Source organism: Vibrio sp. D404a, from assembly GCF_030248535.1.
GTDB lineage: Bacteria > Pseudomonadota > Gammaproteobacteria > Enterobacterales > Vibrionaceae > Vibrio.
In genome coordinates this window covers 244,969-271,788 of sequence record NZ_JAHGAJ010000019.1, presented here as the reverse complement: position 1 = coordinate 271,788, position 26,820 = coordinate 244,969, and the positions used below count along the sequence as shown (strand labels likewise).

The 26,820-nt window shown below is 46.2% G+C and carries 18 protein-coding genes; 11 read left to right on the top strand and 7 right to left on the bottom strand.

Annotation, left to right across the window (positions count from 1 at the left end; genetic code table 11):
- Positions 1 to 9: 9 nt before the first annotated feature.
- The 3 genes from KI655_RS12865 to KI655_RS12855 form a co-directional block, all read right to left on the bottom strand.
- Positions 10 to 2,421: an ATP-binding protein gene (locus KI655_RS12865; RefSeq protein WP_285405522.1), complete on the bottom strand. Its 2,412-nt coding sequence runs from the start codon at positions 2,419 to 2,421 to the stop codon at positions 10 to 12.
- A complete protein-coding gene (locus KI655_RS12860) occupies positions 2,414 to 3,553 on the bottom strand; it encodes a cytochrome-c peroxidase (protein ID WP_285405521.1) in 1,140 nt (379 codons plus the stop codon). The genes KI655_RS12865 and KI655_RS12860 overlap by 8 nt, the downstream gene beginning before the upstream one ends.
- 347 nt (positions 3,554 to 3,900) lie before the next feature.
- Positions 3,901 to 5,463, bottom strand: coding sequence for an arylsulfatase (locus tag KI655_RS12855; protein ID WP_285405520.1), 1,563 nt, complete (start codon positions 5,461 to 5,463; stop codon positions 3,901 to 3,903).
- Between the two features lie 343 nt (positions 5,464 to 5,806).
- Between KI655_RS12855 and KI655_RS12850 the strand changes: the two genes are divergently transcribed.
- The 9 genes from KI655_RS12850 to KI655_RS12810 all read left to right on the top strand — a co-directional run bounded on the left by KI655_RS12850 (position 5,807) and on the right by KI655_RS12810 (position 17,585).
- Positions 5,807 to 7,351: an arylsulfatase gene (locus tag KI655_RS12850; RefSeq protein ID WP_285405518.1), complete on the top strand. Its 1,545-nt coding sequence runs from the start codon at positions 5,807 to 5,809 to the stop codon at positions 7,349 to 7,351.
- A gap of 174 nt (positions 7,352 to 7,525) precedes the next feature.
- The gene (locus KI655_RS12845) at positions 7,526 to 9,823 is read left to right on the top strand and encodes a multiheme c-type cytochrome (protein ID WP_373417266.1); all 2,298 of its coding nucleotides are present in this window, start codon (positions 7,526 to 7,528) and stop codon (positions 9,821 to 9,823) included.
- 165 nt (positions 9,824 to 9,988) lie between these two features.
- Entirely contained in the window at positions 9,989 to 10,972 is a 984-nt protein-coding gene (locus KI655_RS12840; protein WP_285405515.1) for a MoxR family ATPase, read from the top strand.
- A gap of 12 nt (positions 10,973 to 10,984) precedes the next feature.
- On the top strand, positions 10,985 to 11,947 hold the full coding sequence (locus KI655_RS12835) for a DUF58 domain-containing protein (protein ID WP_285405514.1): 963 nt from the start codon (positions 10,985 to 10,987) through the stop codon (positions 11,945 to 11,947).
- Positions 11,947 to 12,471: a DUF4381 domain-containing protein gene (locus tag KI655_RS12830; protein ID WP_285405512.1), complete on the top strand. Its 525-nt coding sequence runs from the start codon at positions 11,947 to 11,949 to the stop codon at positions 12,469 to 12,471. The genes KI655_RS12835 and KI655_RS12830 overlap by 1 nt, the downstream gene beginning before the upstream one ends.
- A 43-nt stretch (positions 12,472 to 12,514) precedes the next feature.
- Complete coding sequence (locus tag KI655_RS12825) at positions 12,515 to 13,561, top strand: VWA domain-containing protein (RefSeq protein ID WP_306416303.1); 1,047 nt, start codon at positions 12,515 to 12,517, stop codon at positions 13,559 to 13,561.
- Entirely contained in the window at positions 13,554 to 15,233 is a 1,680-nt protein-coding gene (locus KI655_RS12820) for a VWA domain-containing protein (RefSeq protein ID WP_285405509.1), read from the top strand. Before KI655_RS12825 ends, KI655_RS12820 begins: the two co-directional genes overlap by 8 nt.
- Positions 15,234 to 15,243: 10 nt before the next feature.
- A complete protein-coding gene (locus KI655_RS12815; RefSeq protein ID WP_373417256.1) occupies positions 15,244 to 16,575 on the top strand; it encodes a BatD family protein in 1,332 nt (443 codons plus the stop codon).
- 104 nt (positions 16,576 to 16,679) lie between these two features.
- Entirely contained in the window at positions 16,680 to 17,585 is a 906-nt protein-coding gene (locus tag KI655_RS12810) for a LysR family transcriptional regulator (RefSeq protein WP_285405508.1), read from the top strand.
- Positions 17,586 to 17,697: 112 nt separating this feature from the next.
- On the opposite strand, the gene KI655_RS12805 is transcribed toward KI655_RS12810, so the two are convergent.
- Positions 17,698 to 20,181 (bottom strand): EAL domain-containing protein, encoded by a 2,484-nt coding sequence (locus KI655_RS12805; RefSeq protein ID WP_285405506.1) that lies wholly within the window; start codon positions 20,179 to 20,181, stop codon positions 17,698 to 17,700.
- Complete coding sequence (locus KI655_RS12800; protein ID WP_285405504.1) at positions 20,181 to 21,296, bottom strand: substrate-binding domain-containing protein; 1,116 nt, start codon at positions 21,294 to 21,296, stop codon at positions 20,181 to 20,183. Before KI655_RS12800 ends, KI655_RS12805 begins: the two co-directional genes overlap by 1 nt.
- An 81-nt stretch (positions 21,297 to 21,377) precedes the next feature.
- On the opposite strand from KI655_RS12800, the gene KI655_RS12795 reads away from it, so the two are divergent.
- Positions 21,378 to 22,472 (top strand): substrate-binding domain-containing protein, encoded by a 1,095-nt coding sequence (locus KI655_RS12795; protein ID WP_285405502.1) that lies wholly within the window; start codon positions 21,378 to 21,380, stop codon positions 22,470 to 22,472.
- Positions 22,473 to 22,571: 99 nt separating this feature from the next.
- On the opposite strand, the gene KI655_RS12790 is transcribed toward KI655_RS12795, so the two are convergent.
- Both KI655_RS12790 and KI655_RS12785 read right to left on the bottom strand, forming a co-directional pair.
- Entirely contained in the window at positions 22,572 to 24,257 is a 1,686-nt protein-coding gene (locus KI655_RS12790) for an alkaline phosphatase family protein (protein ID WP_285405500.1), read from the bottom strand.
- A 265-nt stretch (positions 24,258 to 24,522) separates the two neighbouring features.
- On the bottom strand, positions 24,523 to 25,308 hold the full coding sequence (locus KI655_RS12785; RefSeq protein WP_285405498.1) for an SUMF1/EgtB/PvdO family nonheme iron enzyme: 786 nt from the start codon (positions 25,306 to 25,308) through the stop codon (positions 24,523 to 24,525).
- 137 nt (positions 25,309 to 25,445) lie between these two features.
- Here KI655_RS12785 and KI655_RS12780 point away from each other — a divergent pair, with 137 nt between their 5' ends.
- A complete protein-coding gene (locus KI655_RS12780; RefSeq protein WP_285405496.1) occupies positions 25,446 to 26,768 on the top strand; it encodes an anaerobic sulfatase maturase in 1,323 nt (440 codons plus the stop codon).
- Positions 26,769 to 26,820 lie beyond the last annotated feature (52 nt).

Genomic DNA, 26,820 nt, shown 5'->3' with positions numbered 1-26,820 from the left:
GGCGTCTCCTTACCCTGTTTTGAGTTGATGTTGGTATTTATCAATGAGGCGCTTCGCTTGGTGGCTGTTGACCATTAAGCGGTTTATTGTCTGTTGTAATAGCTCTACTGGGGGCATTTGGTCAGCGTCTAAATCTTGCTCTGCTTGTGTAATGAGTGCCAGAATTTCGGACATATTGAACTCCGATGACACCCCTTTGATGGCTTGTATGATAGGACCGAGCTCCTGAGGCTGTGAATGGGTAAATACCTCAATCAATGCATCAATTTGAACCTCAAGATCGTGTTCTAACGACTGTAGGCAATCAATTTTATCTTGGTACGAGAGGCTATTGTTAGACAGCAACTCGCTTCGTGACAGCTCTTCTTCTGTCATTGGGAGTTTATCTTTCGGATAACGAATCAAACGAGTGACATTAGATGGGATAGCGGCTTCATTGTCGCACGCATGGCGCTCGCGATTCTCTTGAAACTGGTCTTCAAACTGATAGATCGCGTTTTGTAAGCTGTTTTTCTGTAACGGCTTGGTGAGAACAAAGTTGGCTCCGCACTCGATAAACTCGTCATGGGCCTCTTTAAATACGTCCGCAGTACAGGCAAAGATGACCGTCTCTAACTTGAGTTCTTGTCTAATGTTTCGAATGGCTTCAATACCACTCATCTTCGGCATATGGTTGTCCATGATCACCAAGTCATACGACTGCTGTTTTAGTTTGTCGAGTGCTTGTAATCCGTCGTAAGCGTTGTCGACTGAGAGATCGAGTGATTCACAGAACTTTTTAATCACCATCGCGTTGATCTTATTGTCTTCCACCAGCAATACGGTGAAGTTGTTCAGTACTAAGCCATGCGCTTCGGTGGTTGTCTGCTGCTGTTGATGCTCTACTTCTTCGAGTTCAAATGGAATGGTGATGGCGAACTGGGTGCCTACATTGAGTTGGCTAAATACGGAGATATTGCCACCCATTAGTTCGACCAGCTGTTTCACAATCGATAACCCAAGCCCAGTGCCACCAAACTTACGCGTAGTGGAGAGCTCGGCTTGCTCAAAGGCAGAAAAAATGGTGTCTATTTTGTCTTCTGCTATCCCGATACCTGTGTCAGAGACCAACATTTCAATAGAAGGTGGCGAGGTATCATTAATGTTGAATTCAAGCTCAACTTTACCGGTTTCGGTAAACTTAACCGCATTACCTGCAAGATTGAACAGTATTTGGCGCGTTCTTGCTTGGTCACCGATTAATTGAATATTTTCAGGTACGTTGTTTTTAATCAGCAGTTTAATCCCTTTGTCTTCAGCCAATGAAGTCAGGGTTTTATCAAGGTGAATTACAAGGTCTGGAATCGTGAATGGGCTACTCTCAAGCTCCATTTTACCTTGTTCGACTTTTGAGAAGTCGAGAATGTCATTCAAAATGGTCACAAGGTGCTGCCCAGAGTCGATGATAACTTGAGCTTGCTTTCGAGTGTCGAGCTCTTTGGAGTCGTCTTTAATGATTTGAGCGATCCCAAGAACACCGTTCATTGGTGTGCGTAACTCATGGCTCATGGTAGCGAGGAATAAAGACTTAGCATTGTTGGCTTTTTCCGCTTTATCTGCAGCTATTTGATAGGCTTCGGTATTGGCTTTTAGTTCGTAATAACGCCATACAGCAATGCTAATAAAGAGTGCGAAGAGCAGCATGACCAGCGCGGTTGTAAGATTGGCAATCAACTTGCTTAAGTAGTCTTGCAGATCCATAAAGCCGTGCTCGATATGGTCGAGATAGGTGATGTGTTCAGGGGAAAGCGCATGTGAGAGCAGCTTTTGGTGCTGTTGGTTTACTTCGTTGAAGGTTTTCGCAAGGCGGATGGTTTCGGCGGAGAGCAAAGGCTCAATCGAAGTGGTAGCGCCTTGAGGAGTAACCGATGAGTTATCTCCTGCGAGATAGGCTTCTAGCGCCGAGGTATTAGAGAGCAGCGCATGATAGGTAGTGTTATGTGACCCCTTGGGTGAGGAACTCATCAACAAGTCGGTGAGTGACTGCAGCATAAATTGGCGTGCCACGGTATGACCAACAATATGATCTAACTGGTCGACAGTTTCCATTGAGCGATAATAAAAGCTCTCTAGCAGCGCTTTCGTTTCGAGTTCATTGAAAAGCAGAGAATGAATCTCGGAATGGGCATAAGATTGATGGAGCTGTTGAAGATCTTTTTCTATATCGACTAGACAGGCCGATATCTCGTAAGGGTTAGAGATGCCATTGATAGTACTACCGGCAATAACATCACGCTGTTCTAGTACTTTATGACCGAGTTCACGTGTCAGTTCACCGTAATTGATGACTTTCACATATTCGGTATAGGCCAAGGAAATATAGCCAATCATTCCTAGGAACATTGAAGCAAAGAACAGGGCGAGGAGTTTAAACTTATTCATTTTCAAACTCCTCTAAGATCTGAGGGCGCTGCCCCGTGAGAGACTCAAGAAAGCTTTTTATCTGAGCGATAGTTTCATCTTCAAATGTTTTTCCAAGCTGGCTTTCACCCATGATCTTAATCGCCTCTTCGAGTGATGCAGTTTGACCATCATGAAAGTAGGGAGCCGTGATCGCCACATTCCGTAGGCTAGCCACCCGGAATAGGTGTTTATCTATCGCCTTGCCGGTAAACATAAAGCGCCCTTGGTCATCACTTCTCTCTTGACCAGTTTTGGAGACGCCAAAGTAACCAAAACGCATGACCATTCCACCACCGATATTGGTGCCTTGATGGCAGCCAATGCAGCCTTCTTCTTGAAAGGTTCGCCATCCTTGTTTTGCGCTTTCGCCAATTGCGTTTTCATCACCTTGCAGGTAGCGATCAAACGGAGAGTTAGGGGTGGTGAGGGCTTTCATGAACTCAACCAAACTGGATTTAATCGACGCTTCGTTGATCTCTAATCCAAGTTGAGAAAACAGAGGCCTATACAGTGAGGCTGTTGTTACATAGTCGGTGATCAGCGGCCAGTTGGAGTCCATTTCGGCGGTATTATGGACAGGCCCATCGATTTGGGACTCTAAAGTGTTTGCGCGACCATCCCAAAAAAAGCGGTAGTTATATGCGGCATTAAATACCGTCAATGAGTTACGCATACCTGCGCCGTTAACACCGATGGAAACAGGTATCAGCTCCGCGCCATTGGTTTGCAGGTGATGGCAGGTTGCACAACTGATACTGCGGTTAGAAGATAAATTAGGGTCGTTGAAAAGCATCCATCCCACTTTGGCGAGAGCTTGGTCTATCTCTATATCGTTTGGTATTGGCGTGATTCTCTGTTGTGAAAATGAAGCGTCACTTTCGGCATTATCAGATGCTTGACTAACAGTAGCAGTAGCAGTAGCAGTAGCAGTAGCAGTAGCGTGTGGATGTGGCTCTGTATGAGTGTGGTTATCGCCGGCATGGTGGCGGTCATTATTGAGATGGGAAACAGGCACATTATGTTCAGATCGAAAAACAGCGTCGTAAACTAAAGCGGTCACTGACACGGTAACGACGACAACACTCAGTCCAACAAGGTAGGCGCTTTTCATAACATTAGTTCCATCTAATGATGACTGAACAACACGACATTTATTTTGATGAGTCGAAAAGTTTTGGATGCCGTTTAAGTTCACATCGAAATGATCTTATTGGCTTATTCCTACGTAAAAGTCATGTTAACTATTTATAAAGTTAGTTTCATATTACAGGGCTTGCAAGATTAGCCCGTTAAAGGTAAGGATTGTGGAGGTTTGGCTGAGAACGCTTATATGATGCCACGACGCAGAGAGGGGGGGAATTTGAGACTTGCATCAGCAGAGCCACAAAAATGAAAAAAGCCGCGAGAATGAGATTCTCACGGCTTGCTTTGGCTTACTGTTTTAACTCCGAGTAGCGATTACTTTACTTGTTTCGCTGCAGCTTCAAGTTGCTGCAGTCGGCCTTGAAGTGAGTATGCTGCTTGGTTGAAGTTACCTGGGTTCAATACTTGGCTCTTCTGCATTGGGTAGTCAGGTAGAGTCGCCATAAACTCTTGAACTTGTCCGCCTACCGGAACGAATAGCCACATGTTGTCTGCCATCCAACGTAGGTACATGCCAGATTCATGCGGTGCTTTTTCGAATGGGTCAGCACGTAGGTGTACGATTTGAGGCCAGTTTGGTTGGAAACGCACAGCGTCTGTGATGTTACCGTCCATTACCGCAAATGAAATCTTGAAGTCATTCCAACGAACTGCGTTTAACTCACCGTTTGCAGAGAAGTAAAGCAGGCTGTCACGTGGGCCTTGTTCTTCTTTACCTTCAAAGTATGGTAGGAAGTTGTAGCCATCTAAGTGAACACGCCAGTTTTTACCGTTGTAACGAGCACCGTCGTCAGACGCCAGTTTCTCAACAACTTTATCATCGCCAGCGGCAGCTAGAAGAGTAGGGATCCAGTCTTGGTGCGCCATGATGTCGTTGATCTTAGTACCCGGTTTGATTACGCCAGGCCAGCGAACAAGTTGAGGTACACGCATACCGCCTTCGTAAGTTGTGCCTTTCTCACCGTGGAAGTAAGTAGCACCACCATCTGGCCAAGATACAGTTTCTGCACCGTTATCCGTTGAGTAGATAACGATCGTGTTGTCGGCGATTTTCAGCTCGTCCAGCTTGTCTAGAAGCACACCTACGTGATCGTCGTGCTCTAGCATACCGTCAGCGTAGATACTGATGCCTGATTTACCTTGGTATTTCTCTTGTAGGCGAGTCCAAACGTGCATACGTGTGGTGTTGTGCCAGATAAAGAAAGGCTTGTCAGCTTTCACTGCTTTCTCCATGAAGGCCAGAGACTCTTCAAGGAACTCTTCATCTGCGTGCTCCATACGCTTACGCGTCATAGGGCCAGTATCTTCAATCTTACCGTCAGCCGTTGACTTGATTACACCGCGAGGGCCGAAGTTCTTACGGAACTCAGGGTCTTTCGGGTAGTAGTACGTTTCTGGCTCTTCTTCCGCATTCAGGTGGTAAAGGTTACCGAAAAATTCATCAAAACCGTGGTTAGTAGGAAGGTGCTTATCTTGGTCACCCATGTGGTTCTTACCAAACTGAGCCGTCATGTAGCCCTGTTCTTTCAGTAGATCAGCAATCGTTGGAGCCCAGTCTGGAATACCGTGGTCAGAACCCGGCATACCGATAGTCAGTAGACCTGTACGGAAAGGTTCTTGGCCAGTCAAGAATGCAGCACGACCCGCAGTACATGATTGTTGACCGTAGTGGTCAGTAAACAATGCACCTTCATTCGCAATACGGTCAATGTTTGGTGTTTCATAACCCATCATGCCGTTGTTGTATGCACCGATGTTGAATACACCAATGTCATCACCCCAGATCGCAAGAATGTTCGGCTTTTCTGCTGCGGTTACCGCTGAAGAAGCTGCTAATAAGCCAACACCTAATGCTAGTTTATTAATTTTAGTACCCATAAGGACTCCGATTTACTTTTAAAAATAATGCGTTAAGTCAACACATCGATGGGCGAACATTAATCTCAAAAATCGGTTCTGTCCTTTTATAGTGGTTATAACCTTTTGTTATGTGGTGGTATTAAATCATTGTTTTATATGATTTTTTCTGGTGGTCTGATTGTAGGGGATAGATGTTTAATGTGATCCGAGTCAAAGGCGAGCACGTAAAAAGCCATCTATTTTTATGGTCAAATTAGAAGGAAATGACAATTTAATTAATAGTTTATCGAATCTCGCTATTGCTGAAATATTGAACTATATGTTTTAGGGCAGGACGCAAACAACCAAAGAAGAGGTTTCTATGACAGCGAGATATGGTGTCAAACGTCGGCTAGCAATATTGGGTTCCGCGATGCTAGCTGCAACATCGACGATTGCGGCTGAAAAGCCCAACATCTTAGTTATTTGGGGGGACGACATAGGGCAATCCAATGTTAGTGCTTACACTTTTGGTCTAATGGGTTATCAAACGCCTAACATCGACAGTATCGCCAAAGAAGGCATGATGTTTACTGATTATTACGCAGAGCAGTCTTGTACCGCTGGGCGTTCTACTTTCATCACGGGGCAAAGTGTTCTCCGAACAGGTTTGAGTAAAGTAGGTTTGCCCGGGGCAGACATCGGTTTGCAGGCTGAAGACGCGACTATTGCAGAACTGCTCAAGCCCATGGGTTATATGACGGGGCAGTTTGGTAAGAACCACCTTGGCGACAAAGACGAATTTCTTCCAACAGCGCACGGGTTTGACGAATTTTTTGGCAACCTTTACCACCTAAATGCTGAAGAAGAGCCAGAAAATGAAGATTATCCAAAAGATCCAGAGTTTCGTAAGAAGTTTGGCCCTCGTGGTGTCATTAAATCCTTCGCTGACGGCAAAATTGAAGATACCGGTCCTCTAACGCGTAAGCGTATGGAAACGGTGGATGAAGAAACGTTAGACGCGGCACTCGACTTTATGGATCGTGCTGTTAAAGCCGACAAACCTTTCTTCGTTTGGTGGAATGCGACACGTATGCACTTCAGAACGCACGTGCAGCCAGATAGTAAAGGTGTAACCGGCATCAGTAATTACGCTGATGGCATGGTTGAGCACGATAGACACGTCGGTCAACTGCTCAAACAAGTGGATGACCTAGGCATTAAAGACAATACCATTGTGTTCTACTCGACCGATAATGGCCCTCACATGAACTCATGGCCAGATGCGGGTACAACGCCATTCCGTGGTGAGAAAAACACAAACTGGGAGGGTGCATACCGTGTACCAGCTATGGTCCGTTGGCCGGGTAAGATTGAGCCGGGAACCATTTCCAACGAAATCATGCACCACATGGACTGGATGCCTACTTTCCTAGCGGCTGCTGGTGATGACCAGATCAAAGAGAAACTTCTTAAAGGTCATACTGCTGGCGACAAGACATTCAAACTTCACCTTGATGGTTACAACTTCCTGCCGTATCTAACGGGTGAAGAAGAAAAAGGTCGTCGTGCAGAGGTCTTCTACTTCACAGATGATGGTGATCTAGCCGCACTTCGTTACAACAACTGGAAAGCGGTATTCATGGAGCAGCGTGCTACCGGTACCATGCAAATTTGGGCTGAACCTTTTGTGACGTTACGTCTACCTAAGTTGTTCAACCTCCGCATGGACCCATATGAAAACGCTGACATCACCTCGAACACCTATTATGATTGGTTGTTGGATCACGCATACATGTTCGTTCCAGCTCAGGCATACGTTGGTCAGTTCTTGGAAACCTTTGCTGAGTATCCACCACGACAAAAAGCCGCTAGCTTCAGTCTGGATCAGGTAATGGAAAAACTTCAGGAAAGCCATAATAAGTAGGCGAGTGCAGCGTATAGAAAAGAGCTCTTCGGGGCTCTTTTTTTTCGTTCAAGATAAGTCACAATATTTCATGCGGAACTAACTAAATAATTGTATTAACGTTATTTTTTCGACTACCTTATTAAACATAGGCGAGATTAAACAAGGAATGTTATGTCTGCGATGTTGGTATCAATGGTCAGTGGCGTAAAACGCGCTTGTCGGGCTGTCACCATTGGGTTATTGCTGAGTTTGAGTAGTTATGTATCCGCACAACCTGCGAACTATGTTGGTTCTGAAGCTTGTATTGATTGCCATGCCGATCAAGTTGAAGCTTGGCAAGGTTCACACCACGATATGGCGATGAAGCACGCTGATCAAGAGTCGGTCTTGGGTGATTTTGATGACGTCAGTGTGGATCACAAAGGAAAACAGAATCGCTTTTTTCGTAAAGGCGCAGAGTATTGGGTCCATATAGAAGGGCCTGATGGTCAGTTTCATGATTATAAAATCAGCTACACCTTTGCTTTCGAGCCACTTCAACAGTACATGGTGGAGTTTGACGATGGACGAGTTCAGCTGATTCCATTCGCTTGGGATTCTCGCACCAAAGAAGAGGGCGGCCAACGCTGGTTCCACCTCTATCCCGATACCACAAACACCGATGAGTTTTACTGGACCAACAGCGGTCAGAACTGGAACTTCATGTGTGCCGATTGCCATTCAACCAACCTGCAGAAAAACTACGACGCAGAGCAGAATCGTTACCAAACTACTTGGTCAGAAATCAATGTCGGATGTGAGGCTTGTCATGGGCCTGCTAGTGACCATATCGACATGGCGAATAAATCAGAGATTGGGGACGAGCAATCAATAGGCGCTCCTTTTGATGCCGCTAGTCATTACGGGTTTGATCGAGACCTATCGCAAGCGGTTAAAGAGTGGGTTTATCAAGAGGGGAATACCACACTTCAACCGAAAGACATTATCCATACCAATCAAGTGCAGACTTGCGCGCAGTGTCATAGCCGCCGAACGCAACTGAATGAAACGGGCGATCACGTAAAGGGCTCTTTCTTTGACAAGTATCGACTAAGTTTGATCTCTCCAGAGCTCTATTATCACGACGGTCAGATTTATGATGAAGATTATGTTTACGGCTCGTTCTTACAATCCGCAATGGCTGAGAAAGGAGTGACTTGTACCAATTGTCATGATCCTCATACCGCCGAACTGAAAATAGCCGAAGAAGCAGTCTGTAGCCAGTGTCATATTGCCTCTGAATACACACCCGAAAAACACACTTTCCACCAAGCTGGCACAAAAGCATCGCAATGTACAACCTGTCATATGCCAGAGACGACGTATATGCAGGTTGACCCACGACGCGACCACAGTTGGCATGTACCGCGCCCTGACATCAGTCAGCACATTGATACACCGAACGTGTGTACAAGCTGTCACGAAGACAAAACAGATCAATGGGCAGATGGCCAAATCGCTAAGTGGTTCCCAGACTCTAAATACCGAAATCAACAACACTTTGCCGTGGCGTTTTATGCTGATGCGATCGGGCACCGAGGCGCTGTAGATGCTCTGGCGTATTCAGCGCAAGACTCTAGCTTAAGTAACATTATTCGAGCTTCGAGCCTTGAGCGTATGGCCGGTAACACGGGTCAAAACACGCTTATCTCATTAGCGAGGGCGGTGAAGCATGACAACGAGATGATACGTCTGGGTGCGGTTGCGGGTTCGTCAGGTTATGAATTCAGTGACCGTTGGCAAATATTAGAACCGCTGCTAAAGGATTCAGTACTCTCGGTACGTACTGAAGCGGCAGGTGCCTTGGTTCGTTATTGGAGAGAAATGAACCCGCTGCAGAAAGACCTGATTAAACCAGCCTTGGCTGAATATATCGAAATACAAGAGTTCAATGCGGACAGAGGGTTTGGACGAACTAACTTGGGTAACGTGTATCGAGATCTTGGGCAGCACAATAGAGCGATTAGCTACTATCAAGGCGCGATAAAGATTGAACCATACTTTGAGAATAGCTACGCCAACTTGGCGGATCTGTACCGTGCAATGGGGGACGAAACCAAAGCGATGGCGACGCTAAAGCAAGGTATTGAAGCGCAGCCAAAATCAAGCGTATTGCCTTATAGCGCGGGACTAGCAGCACTAAGAGGAAAGGATTATGTACAGGCGAGAGCGTACCTCAAGCAAGCTGCGGAAATGGCGGACACCAATCCACAGTACTGGTATGTGTATGGTCTATCATTAGAGCAAGTCGATGTACTTGCCAGTGGTCAAGCATTGCAGCGCGCATATGCTGCAAGTCGTAACCCACAACACCTCTATGCACAATGCGAAGTTCTGGCTCGAAACTCCATGCAATCGGGCGTTAAGCCAGCGTTTAACACCTGTATTCAGCAGCTAGAAAAAATCGCGCCGCCAGATGCGGTAAACCAATTGAAACAGATGGTGAGGTAAGGCAGCCAAGAGAGAGCACGAAAACAGAGTAAGCGACTGGCAACAAGTGATTTATTACGTCAAAACCCAGTCGCGATTTCTTAGCGAATTATGGTCTTTATAACCATTAGTTATAGCGCTTGTGAGTAGGATGTACACAGCATATCGAATTGATAAGGATGACCTATGAACCACGCACAGCAAGCGATAAATCGACTCATAGAACAAACTGAGAAAAGTGTTATTGGGCAAAGTCACGTAGTCAGAGCCTTGGTGATTGGTTTATTAACCAATGGCCATGTCCTGTTAGAAGGTCTACCGGGCACGGCGAAAACCCGCTCTGTTAAGTCTCTCTCGAATCTACTCAACGCCAGCTTTGGTCGTATTCAGTTCACTCCCGATCTTCTCCCATCTGATGTGACGGGTACTGAAGTCTATCAAGAAGTGGATGGCAAACCTCAGCTGCACTTTCAAGCCGGTCCAATCTTCAACAGCATTGTCTTAGCCGATGAGGTCAACCGTGCGCCAGCAAAAGTACAGGCGGCGCTACTCGAAGCGATGGCAGAAGGCACCATTACGGTGGGCGGTCAAACACACGTCTTACCTGAACTCTTTATGGTGCTTGCAACTCAGAACCCTGTCGAGCAAGAGGGCACCTATCCATTGCCAGAAGCGCAAATGGACCGTTTCATCATGAAGGTCACGGTTGATTACCCAGAAGATGCCGCTGAGCGTGACATTATTCGTTTGGTACGCAGTGAAGAGCTTGGCAGCGAAACCAGCTCCGAGTTGATTACCCCTGAACATATTGAGCCAGCGCTGGTCATTGAAGCACGACGCCAACTGCCTGACATTACCGTGTCTGAATTGGTTGAAGATTACATTGTGGCACTGGTTATGGCGACGCGAAAACCAGAGCGTTACAGTGAATCGAATTTACCTAAATGGCTAGAAATTGGTGCAAGTCCGCGTGCTTCTATTGCGCTTGATAAATGCGCCAGAGCCTATGCATGGCTTCAAGGACGTGACCACGTCACAATCGATGATGTTCGCGCTATGGTTCCTACTGTGTTAGGGCACCGTTTTTCTCTCTCTTATGATGCGTTGGCGGATGGCGTTGACCACCAACGTGTGGTGGAAGAGCTGCTTGATGCGGTAGAGATTGGTTAATCGGGAGGCGTTATGGCTAAGCCAACTCAAGCGCCACAGTCACAAGGGTTAGATCCTCGGCTGTATTGCGATTATGCCAAGCTGGTTCGACTGCAAGCTCAAGCAGAGTCGTTCACTTTACTCCCTCATTTGAAGGCAGGCAGTGTGCTGTCTGGCCGTCATAACTCCCTGTTTCGTGGACGCGGGCTGAATTTTGAAGAGCTAAGGCACTATCAACTGGGCGACGACATTCGAAATCTCGATTGGAAAGTGACGATGCGAACAGGCAAGCCTCATGTTCGCAGTTACACGGAAGAGAAAGACCGCAATGTGATGATCTGTGTCGACCAACGAAGCTCTATGTTCTTCGCCTCTCAATCGGTCATGAAATCGGTGGTTGCTGCGGAATTGGCGGCAATATGTGGATGGCGTGTACTGAAAGATGGCGATCGTGTTGGTTATCTGATCGCTTCTCACCAAGCTCTATTTCACAGCAAGGCGCAGCGTTCTCAAAATGACCTTCTTTCGCAGCTTAAGAATCTAGTTAAAGCTAACCAAAGCCTTGATGTTGCAGTTCATGATAGTAGCGAAGTGACATTTAGCCGTTGGATTGAACGAATTAATCGTATGGGGCTTAAGCAATCAACGCTGATTTTTATCAGTGATTGGCGAGATTGCGAAGAGAAACACCTCGACCGTTTACAGCAACTTCAGCAACACAACGATGTCTTGGCCATTATGGTCAGCGATCCTTTAGAGCAAGCGTTGCCACAGAACCTAGCGGCGGCTAAGTGGGTAGTGGGCGATGGCCGATTCCAGCTGAACTTGGACAGCCAAAGCAAGGTGACCGCTGCGAGCGAAAGTTTGTCGCAAAAAGCAGCCTTACAAAAGCAGTCTCTTGCCAAGCTGATGGCAATCAAACATCTGCCTTACATTGAAGTCGATACATCAGGGCAACACGTCTCTCAATTTCAAAAACTGGTTGGAGGGCGCTAATGTCTGTTGAACATACCCCGCCAAGCACCTACATATTACGTGATATTCAAGATGTCGTGGTGCCGGAAAGCGTTAGCTGGTTACCTCAAACGTTGGGTTGGAAAATCTTAGGTATCGCTCTAGTGATCGGTTTGGTCTATGCGGCATATCGTTATGCCGTCTATCGTTGGAATAACCGTTACCGCCAAGAAGCGCTAGACGCTCTACTTCAGCTTGATCCTGCTGATAAAACGTCTGGGAAACGCGTTTTTGAGGTGCTGAAAACCGTGCTTCGTTACCTAGATTCACGTAATGCGAGCATTTATGGTGAGAGCGCTTTAACTCTGCTTGATGACTACTTGCCCGAGAAAGCGCCGGCAATCTTCAAGGATGCAGCATCAAAAATTTGGGTAGAGAGCCTAACCAATCCCAGTACTTATATGACGTTTGAACAGCGCAAAGAGATCATCACTAAAGCGACTCATTGGATGAAGCAACACCAAAACCGAGTCTCGATTCAATCGCAGGAGACGTCTCGTGCTTGATTTAATTTCGCCAAGCTTTGAATTTGAACATCCTCTGTGGTTGATGATTCTGCCTCTGCCATTTCTGGTCTATTTTGCGGTTCCCGCTTACCGAACCAAGCAGATGGCGATTAAGGTGCCGTTCTTTCGCGATCTTGTTGATGCGATTGGTGAGACACCTTCAGAAGGCGCAAGCCAACTTACACCAAGCTGGTGGCAGCGCGTGACTCTCATTGTTACTTGGATCTTAGTTGTGTGCGCGTTGGCGAAACCGACCATTCTTGGAGAGCCGCAAACTCGCGAGCAGTTCGGTCGTGACGTTATGGTGGTTGTCGACTTGTCTGGCTCTATGGCTGAAGAGGATTTTACCTCGAAAGCCGGAGAGAGAATCTCGCGTCTTGATGCAACCAAAGAGGTGCTATCTGATTTTGCGAAAACGCGAGAAGGCGACCGCCTAGGATTGATCCTATTTGGTGATGCTGCGTTCGTTCAAACGCCATTTACCGCAGACCAAAGTGTGTGGCTAGAACTATTGAACCAGACGGATGTTGCTATGGCGGGGCAAAGCACCCATTTAGGCGATGCGATTGGCCTTGCAATTAAGGTTTTCGAGCAGAGCCACAATCAACGTGATGCTTTGAGCGATCAAGCGCCTGAGCAAGAACGAGAAAAAGTAGTGATCGTGCTGACAGACGGCAACGACACTGGAAGTTTTGTAGAGCCGATTGATGCTGCCAAAGTGGCGAAGGCTAAAGGTGTACGTATCCATGTGATTGCGATGGGCGATCCTCAAACTGTTGGCGAGCTGGCACTGGATATGGAAACCATTCGTCGCATAGCCGAAGAGTCAGGAGGAAGCGCGTTTGAGGCACTGAATCGAGACGAGTTGCAAGGAGCCTACGTGGAAATTGGTGAACTCGAGCCTCAGCTTTATGAGAGTACAACCTACCGTCCTAAGCAAACCATTCACCACTATCTAATGGCGATCGTTGTTGTTATGTATCTCACGGCCTTTAGTGCGGCAACCATACGTCGCAGAAACCTATTAAGAAGAGTGAAGCAGCCAAAGGCTTCGACTCAACCTTCGAAACAAGGAGAACATAATGTTTGATTCTCTGGTCTTGGAGCAGGTCTTTACTCAGTTTCATTTTATTCGCCCGCTGTGGCTACTCGCGTTCATCCCGATGTTCTTCTTACTCTGGTTGCGTTGGCGCGAAGAGACAAAACCGAGTTGGAAAGACGTATTACCTGAGCACCTACGCAAGGCACTAACCATTGGGGAGCGTGGCTGGCGTAAACAGTTACCCTTGAAACTACTGATGGTGATTGTCGCGATTGCGATATTGATTTGTGCAGGTCCAACATGGCAAAGGGAGGCTTCGCCTTTTGGTGAAGATAAAGCCTCTATGTTGGTGGTGCTGGACAACAGTGAAACCATGTTGCTCAAAGATCTTCCACCGAGTCGATTGGAGCGCTCCAAGCAAAAGATTCGCGATTTACTGGCTGCGAGAAATGGTGGTAATACAGGGTTAGTTGTCTACTCCGGTAGCGCTCACGTTGCAATGCCTGTTACGCAAGACAGCAAAGTGTTCGAACCTTTCTTGGCAGCGATTACCCCCGAGATCATGCCGGTTGAAGGTAAAATAGCTGAGACAGCGCTACCGCTTATCGACCAACAATTAGGGGGGGAGCCGGGCTCGACAGTCTTGCTCGTAACAGATGGTGTTAACCCAGCAACAATAAAAGCGTATGAAACGTTTTTTGAGGATAAACCTTATCAACTTTTAATTCTTGCAGCAGGTAATCGCAACATCGTTAGTGATAATCCCGTCGATCTTGCCGCACTGAACGATCTGGCGAGTGCGACCAATGGACGTGTTATTGAAGTCACGGTGGATGATGCCGATATTCTAGCCTTAAATCGCGCTGTTGAAAGAAACATGCAGCTTAATGGTGAGTCTGTCATGCCATGGAAGGATATGGGCTATGGATTACTGTTTCCAATCGCTTTAATCATGCTGCTGTGGTTCCGCAAAGGTTGGCTAGTGCAGTGGTGTGTGGTCTGTGTCTTGGTCACTGGGTCATTGTACTCGCAGCCAACCTTGGCAGAGCCCGTTAAGCTAACCGCTGAGAAACCGGTGGAAGTGCAGGAAGTTACCGTTTGGGATAAGGCTTCCCAATGGTGGTGGGACTTGTGGCTAACGCCCGATCAACAAGGTCAAAGGCTACTCAATCAACAAGAGTACCTTGAGGCAGCGAAACACTTTCAAGATCCACTGCGCAAAGGTGTGGCTTACTATTACGCGCGCGAATTCAAGCTCGCTCATAGCGCATTCTTACAAACCAAAACGGATCTGGGTGTGTACTATTCAGCCACGGCTCTTGCTCGTCAAAGAGAATACCTTGCGGCGAGAGATTTGCTCAAAGCCTTGTTAGAGAAGCCAGACCTAGACGCTGAGTTAGCGGCTCAAGTCGAACACAACCTTGCCGTGTTTAATGGCATTGTAGAAGAAGTGAATCGCATGAGTGAAAGCCAATCTGGAACAACAGATGGCCCAGAAGAGTCGTTTGAGCTGGACGAAGATAAACCGAGAACGGGTGATGGGGCTGAAGAGGAAACGGCGGCTGAGTTGATGTTAAAAGAGACATTAAATGCCAATGAAATACTAGGTAGCCAAGAGCTAGCAGATAAATGGTTGAAGAGAGTGGAAGCGGATCCGAAGTATTTCCTAAAAGCGAAGTTTCAGATCCAGTTAAGAGAGCCGCAAATAGATGTTGAGTAGGAGAGCAGCAATGATTAAATCTCTGCTTCATAGTATCAAACGTCATCTGACACAGAAATCAAACTACGTGATGATGGCAACTCTGTTCGTTCTGAGCATGAGTCCTGGTGTTGTCATGGCTAATGATATTAATGCGATGCAAAGGCAAGGAAAAGTCGAGTTGCTTGCTTGGGTGGGTGAGCAACCTAACCAAGCCAATAGCGAAAAGAGCAAGACGCCGGTATTCAGTGTTAATGAACAGGTGGTATTGACCGTTGAGGTAGCAACGCCACGTTGGTTTACTGGCGGTACTCGCATTGGCAATGTTGAAATGACAGATGTGATCGCTAAGCAAAGAAACACCTTGGCGACCAACTATACAGCACGTAAAAATGGTGAGACTTGGTCACGTCAACGTTGGGAAATCACCTTATACCCACAAAAGAGTGGTGAATTTGTTATCCCTCGGCTTCCAGTACGTGTGCAAGTGTCTGCGGAAGATGGTGAAAAAGTCAGCGGTACGCTCTATACACAACCGATCAAGTTCAAAACGCAGCTGCCATCGGGCTTATTGACCGAAGATACACAATGGTTCAGCGCAACCAGTGTTGATGTCGATGAACAGTGGCAGCAATCCAATGACAATTTGAAGGTGGGAGATGCGATCACTCGAACGATCAGCATCAAGGCACAAGATAGCTTGTCGGTACTGCTGCCAAACTTGCTAGAAAATGAGTCCACAGCTCAATATCAAGCTTATCCTCAGCCGCATAAATTGAATGACACACAAGAGCGAGGAGATTACCGTTCTGAGCGAGTTGAAGAGTCTGTGTATGTGATACAGCAGGGTGGTGATTTCACACTACCAGAACTGACGTTTCAGTGGTGGAATACCAAAGAACAGCGTTTAGAAACTGTGGTGCTCGATTCGGTCACTTTCAGTGCAAAACATACATTTAAGTCATTTATAAAAGCCTACTCGACCACTTTGATCGTGGTGATTGCCTTGCTGGCCGCGATGGTAGTGAGCGCTTTGGCATTAAAGCGTTATTATCAAAGTCGCCCTACACCAACATGGCTGGCATTTCGTCGTGTTGTGAAGGAAGGGGATTGGTCGAAAATTCGAGGTTTTGTTTATCGCCAACTTAGGGGGAACGCTTCACTGTTAGAGCTAGATAAATGTTCCTCAAACGAGAATTGGCACCAAGCGAACACTGAGTTTCAACAAGGAAGCCAAGACCCTAAATTACTTGAGCATGTATGGCAGGTGGTAAAAAAAACTCGGGACAGTGACAACCAACAACCTTGGTGGCGCCGTTATTTCCCGAAAGCACTACCAGATTTAGACCGAAAATCGCGATAGCGTGTGCTGTATCGCGGTGTTATGCATCTGAATCAACTAGGATTATTCGATGATATTTGCAGACTCTTGCTGAACAAGAGTTTGCTTAGCTAATTTGGAACTCTATGAAAAGTACCGAACTGAACCTAATTCCCATTTTTGTCGCTATTTATGAAGAGCAGAATCTGTCTAAAGCGGCAGCTCGCATGGACATCAGCCAACCTGCAGTGAGCAAGGCGTTAGCCAAACTCAGAGATATCTATGACGAACCGCTATTCCATCGCACTACATCGGGTGTGGAACCGACGGCTTTCGCTTCTGATATCTATCCAGCCATGTCAGCTGCGCTGAAAAACTTCACCTCTACACTTTCGGCTTCAAGAGATTTTGACCCTAAGACATCCAATCGCATCTTTTCCATTGCTTGCGTGTCAGCGGCTAGTTATGAACTGATGCCTAAGTTGATGAACCTAATCAGCCAGACTGCACCCAATATTGCGTTAGAGGTTCACCCTTTGTTCACCGAAGATTATGAGTCGGATCTACGCTTACAACGACATGATCTCATTATCGATATGACCCCAAGAGGGCGAACCATGCTTAAGCATGAGGTGATCTCTACCGAGGAATTGGTCGTGGTATGCCGTGAAGGTCACCCAACTATTGGCGACAGTATGGATATTGAAGAGTTCTTAACCCATGATCATGTGGTTGTTTCTCGCTGGCATGCTCGTAAAAGCTTATTAAGTGCAGAGGACTCTCAAGAGCTCGAAAAGCGTCGTATCGTTTATCGTGCTGCTGGGGTCGTGGAAATGATGCCTGTGATTGAGAGTTCAGACTATATTGGTATGTTGCCTATGTCATCGGTGCGCTGTTTTGGAAATAAATACAAGCTTAAAACTTTGCCACTACCATTTGAGCTAGAAGATCTGGATATGTGTATGATTTGGCACCCAAGTCGTACCAATGAGCCAAGCCATAAGTGGTTGCGATCTAAAATGAAGGCAGCCGCTAAAGAGCTATCTGTCTAAGATTAAATGTCTACCTAAGAAGTAAGTATCTACCTAGCCGAGAGCTATCCGTTTCGACGATAGCTCTCAATCTAAAGCAAATCCAATCTACCCAAACCAGACTAAAGATACATCAGTATATGGAAAGCTGTTTGGGTGACTGTTCACGGTGCGCCAAGAAGTAATCTAGCCAATCATCAACCGGTAGTGGACGAGCAAAGAAATAGCCTTGTGCATATCGACAGCCTATTTGACGCAGGGTCTTCACGTGACACGGCGTTTCCAAGCCTTCAGCTATCACCGAGAAGTCGAGAATTTGTGCAAGTTTTAGAATGGCACAGCTGATTTCATAATCGACCTTTGACGAGTTAATATCTTTCACGAAGCTGCGATCAAGTTTCACGCAATCAGCAGATAAGTTCTTCAGTACCGAAAGTGAAGAGTAACCGGTACCAAAATCATCAATCGCGATTTTGTAGCCTTTGGAGTGCAGCATCTCAATGGTTCGAGAACAGGTTTCAAAGTCGCGCATCATATCTCTTTCGGTTATCTCAAGAAGTAGCTGATGAGGCTTACAATCGGTTTGATCAAGGATCTCTTGCAGTTGTTCAGCAAGGTCGGTTTTGTAGAACATTCTCGCTGAGAAGTTAACAGAGAACATCACGCCTTGTAGGTCAATGCCTGCACGCTGCCAGTCGGTGATCAAGTTAGCGACTTTTTTGAATACCCATTTATCAATATCGATAATCAGGTCACTTTTTTCAGCGACTTCCATAAAGTCAACAGGTGGCAATAAGCCCAATTTAGGGTGTCGCCAGCGAACCAGTGCTTCTGCTCCGATAATCTCTTGAGTATTGAGGTCCAATTTGGGTTGGAAAAAGACCTCTAGTTCATCGTTAGCAATCGCTTTGTGCAGGCCCATGTTGGTTTCAATGAGGTCGTTAACCTCGTGGGTCATCTTGTCTGCATAAACTCGGTATTGATCTCTTCCATTTCGTTTAGCGTGGTACATTGCGGTATCAGCATTACGAATTAAGGTTTCACGGTCAGAGCCGTGAGTCGGGTACTCACAAATACCAATACTTGCTGACACAATGATAGAGTTGTTTTCGATGTAGTAGGGCTTTCTGAGCGCTTGGTTTAGTCGTTCGGCGATCGCGCAGCTCTGCTCTAGCTCGACATTTGAGTAGACGACCAAGAACTCATCTCCGCCCATCCGTGCCACGAAACCTCGACCCGCGACAACGTTGGTTAAGATGTCAGCGACACTCACTAACAGATCGTCGCCGGGCGCGTGACCCAATGAGTCGTTGATGGTTTTAAACTCATCGATATCGAGGTAAAACAGCAAGAAAGGGGACTTGGTTTCGTTAGACTGCCTGATCTCTTGGTCTAAGAATTTAGTCGCCAATAAACGGTTAGCTAAGCCTGTTAATGGATCGTGATGAGCAAGAAAGTCGAAGTTCTTCTTCTCTTCGGTGAGATCCAAATAGGCTTTGGAAAGCCTCAAGGCCATATCATTATAGGCCTTTTCCAAGTGAGACCACTCATCAGTTCTGCCCAAGTTGATCGGCTTTTTGAGACTGCTGGATTCTAGGCGGTCAAAGCCATACTTCAGGGCATTTAGAGGTTGTTGGATGTGGTGTCTTACCACACGACTTACGAGAAGCATGGATAACAAAACAGCGGATAGGCTGATGATGATGGCGTTAAATCGAGAGTATCCAATCTCTTTTTCCAATTGGTCGGTGAGTGCTAGCGCTTGGCTCTGAACGCGAGATTCGGTTTTTTCCACCATTTCCAGTAGATCGCTTTGCGCCTCTAACAAGGAGGCCATCACTATCCAACGTTGCTCTAGGTTGGCACGAATACGCTTTAGTGCTGCATTGTATCGCTTCACTGTGCGGGCAATCTTTTGCTTCTGAGCAATAACCTCAGGTGTTTGAATATCTACGTTTTCTAAGTGCAACAGGAAGATATCGAGTTCTTTCTCAACCTCGATGATCAGTACTTTCTCTGTTTCTGGCGTAATACGACTATGAATATCGCCAATCATTTTACCTGAGGTTAAAAAGGACTCCCTTAGCATGTTGAACAGATCGAGTTCATTGTTATAGCTGATGATTTCTGGTCTTTCCAAATGTCTAAGCTTGCTATCCGCGATGGCGAATTCAAGCTGATCAAGTTGATCGGCTAGGGTCACATCGATCTGGTTGGTCTGCTTTAAAATCCGGTTAAGCGCAAGTGAGCTCCCAAGAAAACGATGGAAGTTATCGATGAAGGCGTCGATCTTATTTGAGAAACCGTCATTGGTAGACAGGTCTCTTAGCCTTTGTAGCTGCAGATCGACATTGAATGCCTCTTCGGAAAGTGTGGTTTCACTGAATAAGAATGTCTGCTCTAACAGCTTTACTCTCGATGTCAGAGTGAAAACACGACGGCTAATCTCTGAATTGACGATCAGTTCTGATACATGGGTAGAGGTTTCAGTTTTGAGTGTCGACTCAACATAATAGAGCGAACGAATAACAACAATAACCGCTAGACTCACAATGAGTAGCGAGACAAGGTTGGTTAGAATGAGTCGCTGAGTGATGTTTATCTGATGTAATTTCATTAAGGCTTCCAAATTTTCAGATAGGCGTCACGATAGCCATTTTCAGGGTCGTAGATCCCGTTGTCTGCTTGGCTAATGAGTTCTGCAACATTGTCAGGTGTTACTAAGTGCACTGGGGCCGAGTATCCACTCGGAGGCATACCATTAAAGGCTCGGTTGAGCTCATCGACAATTTGCCAACCTTGCAGGTACAGAGGCTCAGGTACGGTGGCGAGTTGAAATTGACCGCTATTAATCCGTTTGTATGCGGCCTTACTGCCATCACCGGCTGATATGTTATTGGGGATTAATCTGTGCTGTTCGACACTAGACTCCAGAGAGGGGATGGCGTAATCGATGTAGAGATCATTAATCGCTAAAAGATGGGTAATTTTCTCGCCGTGTTTTTTCTCTAGTGTTTGCAGTGTTGCAGGCATTTGCTCTGCGATTTCGTCTAGGGGTAAATAGTGCAGCTCAAGGACATCGCATGTATTGCATCGTTTAATGGTTTCCACCATCGCGTTGGCCTTGATCATCGCGATTTCGTAATTAGGGTCGGTAAACACCACGGTTTTAGCTTGACCATTGGAGTTGACGATGGCCAGTAATGCGGCAACTTCGGCGACATCCAGTGGGTCGGTCGTGATATTGGTGTACAAGCCAATTTCAGGGTTTCCTCCGACAAACTCGGTGGCATGCCATCCAATGACAACGATGCCTAGGTCTTCCGCTTGTTTTAAGATCTGCTTGTGGCGAACCGCATCAATGCCGCCCAAGACAATGGCGTCTGGTTTAAAGCTTATTGCCTTTCTAATTGCAGCGCCTTGTCGAACCTCTGATCCTAAACCATCGATGAATCTGAGGTGCCAGTTGATGTTAGATATGGCTTCTGATATTCCTCGACCCACACCATAAACACCACCATTGCGGAGATCTGAGGCAACGAAGATGACATTTTTCTCATGGCGCACTTTAGGCCCTTGAGTTGGTCCATCCCAATGTTGTTGGCTCGACACTGCACGCATCACTTTCTCTTCCGCGTATTCGAAGAATTCTTGTTCTGTGGTATTCGCAAAACAGGGCGACAAGCAGTGACTGGCAAGTATCAAACTCGCAAAATTTAACATTTTATTCATGGTGTTTATAAAAGGCTTTAAAATATATCGGCTCTATATTTATAATATTGTCAATAAACATTCAAACTTTTGGTAACATTTATGCCGGGTCAGATTTATAAAAATGTCTTTTCGATCCTACTTACTGCCTGTTCGTTGCTTCCTTTGATCGCTAATGCAGATGGGGTTAGGAGCGAGGCAGATCTTAAAAAACTGGATAAGTTTCAAGAAACTGTAAGCGGTGAGCCGGTATCTTTGGCACCGATGACCGTAGAAAAACCAGTGCGAATTGCGTTAATTTACCCAAGTGCCGATATTTCCGACTTTTGGATACGCAACTACGTGGCGTTAAAAGAGCGTCTTCTGGCTTTAGAGCTGCCGTTTGAGATTGACCAATTTACCTCGAAACAGATTGAGCACTCGTTACAGACCCAATATATTGATCAGGTACTCACTGCTGAAACACCTTACGACTTTGTAATCTTTGGCCCGTCTGAGTTGGGTATTCAAGCTGACAATATTCAGAGGTTATCAGCCTCAGAGTCGTTCAAAACTTTTATTTGGGCGTTCCATACACCGAACGAGCAGTGGGCACATCAACCCGACAGTTGGTTTGATTTCTCAAGTGCGATGGGCGCGGAAGTATTGTGCGACCATGTGCTTAAAGAACTGGGCAATGATGTTGAGTTCTCAGCCAACCGTGGAATCCCCGGTATTACAGATACACAACGTTCAGAAGGCTTCATTAATTGTGTGGAAGAGAAGGGCAATTGGTTAACGGTTTATGAGCACTTTGGCCAATATCAGAAAATTGGCGGAGCAGACGGGATTCGTTTGATACTTGGTAACTTCCCTGAAGTGACGATGGTACACAACGCCAATACCGCCATGACTATGGGCGCGATTGATGCACTGAATGATGCCGATAAACTATCAGACGTCTACGTGACAGGTTGGGGTGGAACTTCAAAAGAGATTGAAAAGATTCGCTCGGACGAGTTAGATGCGACACCAATGCGAATGAGTGATGACCTAGGCGTTGCGACAGCTGAAGCGATTAAGTTTCACCTAGAGCAAAGAGAATCCGAAGTACCTTTGGTGTATTTGGGACGTATTACGGTTGTACATAATAAAATGAATGATGACCAGCTGAATAAACTGACCGAAGAGGCGTTCCGTTACTCAGGAAAGCACTAAGCTGCCTGATTCGAATTTAGAAAACAAAAGAGCCGTTTATCTGTCTGCTTGTTTAAGCATCAGTAAACGGCTTATTTTTAGAGTTATAGGGAGGTGCGTTTAATTGGCAACCTCTTCAAGCACTTCACCCACCGAACCACTAGGCTGTGTGATACCGAGCTTGTTGGATAAAGTAGGGGCGATATCATACGGAGTAATACCGCGCGTTACCTTTTTGCCTTGAACGTCATAGCCCGCAAAGATCACAGGAACATGTGTGTCATAACGCCACGGAGAACCGTGAGTAGAGGCGATCTGTAACCCTTCCATATCATTGATATAACTGCGTGGTGCAAACACGATGTAAACATCGCCAGAGCGAGCCGGGTGGTAGTTATTTTTGATGAGATCCATGATGTGTGTGTCGGGAACGCGATTCGTCGCTATATCGGTACTAGACACTGCATAGGCGACACCTTCAACTTTAGAAACCTCATCGGCGATCGCAGCTTGAACCTGAGCTAAGTCGACCTTTTTCTCTTTGATAAGATCATGATTGAGATAAACGTATGGCTGAGCATAGAGTCGGATTGCATCTCTGCCTAAGCCAAACTCCTCTTTTAGTCGCTTCTCGACACCTTGTGATAACAGCGTCTCTTTGTTGAAATACTGCGCTTGATTGAAGCCCAATGCGTTGGCCGCAGGTGATGCTTCAGGAACGCCATGATCCGCTGAAAGCACAATCAAGGTGTTTTCTAAGCCCACTTGGTTGTCGACGTTTTGGAACAGCTTCGCCAACGTTCTATCAAGACGTATCAAGTTATCTTCCGCCTCTAAGCTCTCTGGCCCATAGAGGTGAATCACGTAATCATTGGATGAAAAACTCACCGATAGATAATCTGTGGCAGTGCCTTGGCCCAGTTTTTCTTGCATCAACAATGTTGTCGCAAAGTTTTCAGTAATCTCATCACCAGCAGGACTGACTGTTAGCATGGTGCTGTAGTACTTGTAACTTGCTGGACCATAAGGATGTGGGAAAGTACGCTGAAAGCCCGCTAGTTCCACTTTATGGTCAGGGTTATGCTCTTCTAGGGTGTAAGCGTCTCTAGGTAGAGATAGCTCCCATTTCTGTTTTGAGTACTGGCTAGGTATCGCTTTTTCATTCCAACGATCAACCCATGCTGGGTACTCGTCGTAATAGTAATTGCTGGTCACAAACTCAGACTGCGCTTTAGAGAACCAGAACGCTTTACCGCTGTGGCCAGCGAGAGAAATAGCACCTCGGTCTTTTACGGACACCGCAAACACCTTGGATTTGCCACTGTTTGAGATCGTGAGCTCGTCGCTGAATGTGGTTGATAGAATTGGCTCTGGGGAGCGACCATCACCGCCGGCCGCTTTTTGAGTCGGGTCGATTTCCGTCGCTTTGTCTACACCAGCACCCGAAGTGAGCATGTTGTAGTTGGCATCTTCTACGTTATAAACCAATCTTTCTTGACTGCGATCGTACCAAACATTTCCGACCATACCATGAACGCTCGGTGGAGCGCCGGTCGCTAACGACACATGACCAACAATCGTTTCAGTATTACCGTGTTGGTAGTGCGCATTGGTGTAGTAGGTACCGTCTTCCATCAGATAACGGAAGCCACCATCTCCGAAGTTATGTTTGTACCTTTCGAGAAGATCAGCACGCAGCCCATCGACCGTGATTTGAAGCACTAGGCTCGGTTTACTTTCTGACGCGAAGGTTGGAAGGGAACAGGCCAGCGTTAACGCAAGCCCAGACAATTTTACATATTGCATAAAGTACCCTTGATAGATTGTTTTAAACTGACGTTGAAGTGACAACGATAAGCAGGCCTGAGCTTGAATCTTCGAGCTTGTCTGCCTGCTTTATAACTATTGGTTATTGAGAGCTGCCGGTTATATTAAAAGCTATTGGTTATTAAGAGCTGTCGGTTATGTTTAGAGTTATCGGTTAAATCAAAAGCTGTCGGTTAAATCAAAGACGAGCGGTTAAATCATGACGAGTGTTGCTGCGCAGTGCGACTGTTTAGCAAGCGATCGTTTATTTGTCTTTAACAAGACGCAAGCCCATGTCAGACATGGTGATCGACTGGCTAGCAAAATCGCGTCGGTAACTTTCCGATTCGTCGCTGTCGTAAGCAAAGCTGCCTCCACGAACCGATTTATGAGATAACCCAACGTCACTGTGTTTCGCATTATTTGGGTTCTCAGAAGGTGCGTAGCGGTAGTAGGTGTCATCAAATGCATCAATAACAAACTCACCAACATTGCCCGTCATATCGTATAAGCCTAGTTCATTCGGTTGTTTTAAGCCTACCGGGTGAGCATTATTTTTCGAGTTTTTTGAATACCAAGCAACATCGTCTAAGTTATTGGAACCACTATAGATATATCCCTGACTTTTATTCCCGCCCTTCGCAGCAAATTCCCATTCTGCTTCCGTTGGTAGGCGGTAATTTTCACCGGTTAATTCATTAAGCTGATCGACAAAATAGACGGCTTGTTGCCAGCTTAGATTGTTAACAGGCACTTGTGGGTTAGGGAAGTAACTCATCGACGAACCCATAACAGATTCAAAGATCTCCTGAGTGACTTCGAATTTGGAAATATAGAAGCTATCTACAGTCACTTCGCGAGCCGGTTTTTCTGACTTTTTAGCGTCACCAGCGTCTGAACCCATGGTGAAACTTCCACCTTCAACCAATACCATGTCTTGATTTATCTTCTGAGCGACAGGGTGAGAAGGTGCCGTTGCACAGCCTGAAACCATCAAAGTGATGATGATGCTGCCCGCGGTAGTTAAGTATTTGTAATTTAAGCTTTTCATTAGGAAGCCTCTATCGAATGGGAGAGGCGTAATTTTACCCGTTTCGGCTATTCCAATTGGTTATAAAGGGTATAACGAGCTACTAGTAGCAAGCCGTTTTATTATTAGAGCAGATACTAAAAATAGGTAGATGAATCATGCATATTACTCAAGGTCCTCAATATAACGGTAAGGCTTCGAAACGACTGCACGTTATGGCGAAACCAATAGGTGCGGCATGCAACATCGATTGCACGTACTGTTATTACCTAAGTAAGCAGGATTTGTTGGAGTACAAAAAAGGTTGTTCTCCAAAGATGGACGACGAAACACTAGAAAACTATATCCGCCAATATATCGAGGGTCAGAATACACCTGAGATCATCTTCTCATGGCAGGGTGGTGAGCCAACAATGCTTGGCTTAGAGTACTTTCAAAAAATCGTAGAACTCCAAAAGAAGTACCAGCCACAAGGTGTTGTTATCTCTAACGATCTACAAACCAACGGAACCCTGCTAAACGATGATTGGTGCCAATTCTTAGCAGAAAACAATTTCCTCATCGGTTTGAGTATTGATGGTCCTGAGTTGCTACACAACACCTATCGAACTAATAAAGCAGGTCGCGGAACCTTTAAGCAGGTAATGGCTGCGGTCGAGTTGCTGCACAAATACAACGTGAAATTCGCGACACTTACGTGCGTTAACAACATGACGAGTAAAAACCCTCTAGAGGTTTACCGTTTCCTACGCGATGTGGTTAAGTCACCGCAGATGCAGTTTATACCAATTGTGGAGCAGAAAAGTTTCCGAACTGTGGCACCGCAGACATCGGAATTTGATGCGCAGCTGACACAAGGTGATAAGCGGTTAATTCCGGGCCACAAAGATTCTGTTATGGAGTCGTGGTGTGTCTCTGATCTTGCGTGGGGTAACTTCTTAATCGCGGTATTCGATGAATGGGCAAGAAACGACATCGGTAAGGTGTTTGTTCAGTACTTTGAAGCGAGCATTGAAACCTGGATGGGGCGTCCGAACCCGTTATGTACCCTAAACGAGATTTGTGGCAAGGGACTAGCGATGGAGCCGAATGGTGATGTGTTCGCTTGTGACCACTACGTATACCCTGAATACAAGGTGGGTAACATCCACCACCAGAAGTTGGATCAGATGGCCTACAGTCCGTCGCAACAAACATTCGGCTTCGCAAAATCAAAGACGCTCACCAACCAGTGTCAGCAGTGTGATTACAAGTTTGCTTGTCACGGTGAGTGTCCAAAAAACAGATTCATTAAAACTCGCGATGGAGAGTCAGGTTTAAATTACCTGTGTGCAGGATGGCATAAGTTCTTTTCACACGTCGATAAGTCAATGGCTTACATTCTACGTGCGATGGGACACCGAGTTGCTCACGGTAAATTTAGCGACGCGGCATTGATTGCTCGCCGTCAGCAGCAACCGACATTTGAAACCAAATTCTAACTCAAGCGAGGTACATATTATGATTAAGAAGAGTTTAGCGACTGTCATCGCC

Coding starts and splice junctions, on each gene's coding strand:
- KI655_RS12815 (WP_373417256.1), top strand. CDS start 15,244: ATGATTAAATCTCTGCTTCATAGTATCAAACGTCATCTGACACAGAAA.
- KI655_RS12860 (WP_285405521.1), bottom strand. CDS start 3,553: ATGAAAAGCGCCTACCTTGTTGGACTGAGTGTTGTCGTCGTTACCGTG.
- KI655_RS12805 (WP_285405506.1), bottom strand. CDS start 20,181: ATGAAATTACATCAGATAAACATCACTCAGCGACTCATTCTAACCAAC.
- KI655_RS12790 (WP_285405500.1), bottom strand. CDS start 24,257: ATGCAATATGTAAAATTGTCTGGGCTTGCGTTAACGCTGGCCTGTTCC.
- KI655_RS12850 (WP_285405518.1), top strand. CDS start 5,807: ATGACAGCGAGATATGGTGTCAAACGTCGGCTAGCAATATTGGGTTCC.
- KI655_RS12865 (WP_285405522.1), bottom strand. CDS start 2,421: ATGAATAAGTTTAAACTCCTCGCCCTGTTCTTTGCTTCAATGTTCCTA.
- KI655_RS12780 (WP_285405496.1), top strand. CDS start 25,446: ATGCATATTACTCAAGGTCCTCAATATAACGGTAAGGCTTCGAAACGA.
- KI655_RS12845 (WP_373417266.1), top strand. CDS start 7,526: ATGGTCAGTGGCGTAAAACGCGCTTGTCGGGCTGTCACCATTGGGTTA.
- KI655_RS12785 (WP_285405498.1), bottom strand. CDS start 25,308: ATGAAAAGCTTAAATTACAAATACTTAACTACCGCGGGCAGCATCATC.
- KI655_RS12855 (WP_285405520.1), bottom strand. CDS start 5,463: ATGGGTACTAAAATTAATAAACTAGCATTAGGTGTTGGCTTATTAGCA.
- KI655_RS12825 (WP_306416303.1), top strand. CDS start 12,515: ATGATTCTGCCTCTGCCATTTCTGGTCTATTTTGCGGTTCCCGCTTAC.
- KI655_RS12800 (WP_285405504.1), bottom strand. CDS start 21,296: ATGAATAAAATGTTAAATTTTGCGAGTTTGATACTTGCCAGTCACTGC.
- KI655_RS12820 (WP_285405509.1), top strand. CDS start 13,554: ATGTTTGATTCTCTGGTCTTGGAGCAGGTCTTTACTCAGTTTCATTTT.
- KI655_RS12840 (WP_285405515.1), top strand. CDS start 9,989: ATGAACCACGCACAGCAAGCGATAAATCGACTCATAGAACAAACTGAG.
- KI655_RS12830 (WP_285405512.1), top strand. CDS start 11,947: ATGTCTGTTGAACATACCCCGCCAAGCACCTACATATTACGTGATATT.
- KI655_RS12810 (WP_285405508.1), top strand. CDS start 16,680: ATGAAAAGTACCGAACTGAACCTAATTCCCATTTTTGTCGCTATTTAT.
- KI655_RS12795 (WP_285405502.1), top strand. CDS start 21,378: ATGCCGGGTCAGATTTATAAAAATGTCTTTTCGATCCTACTTACTGCC.
- KI655_RS12835 (WP_285405514.1), top strand. CDS start 10,985: ATGGCTAAGCCAACTCAAGCGCCACAGTCACAAGGGTTAGATCCTCGG.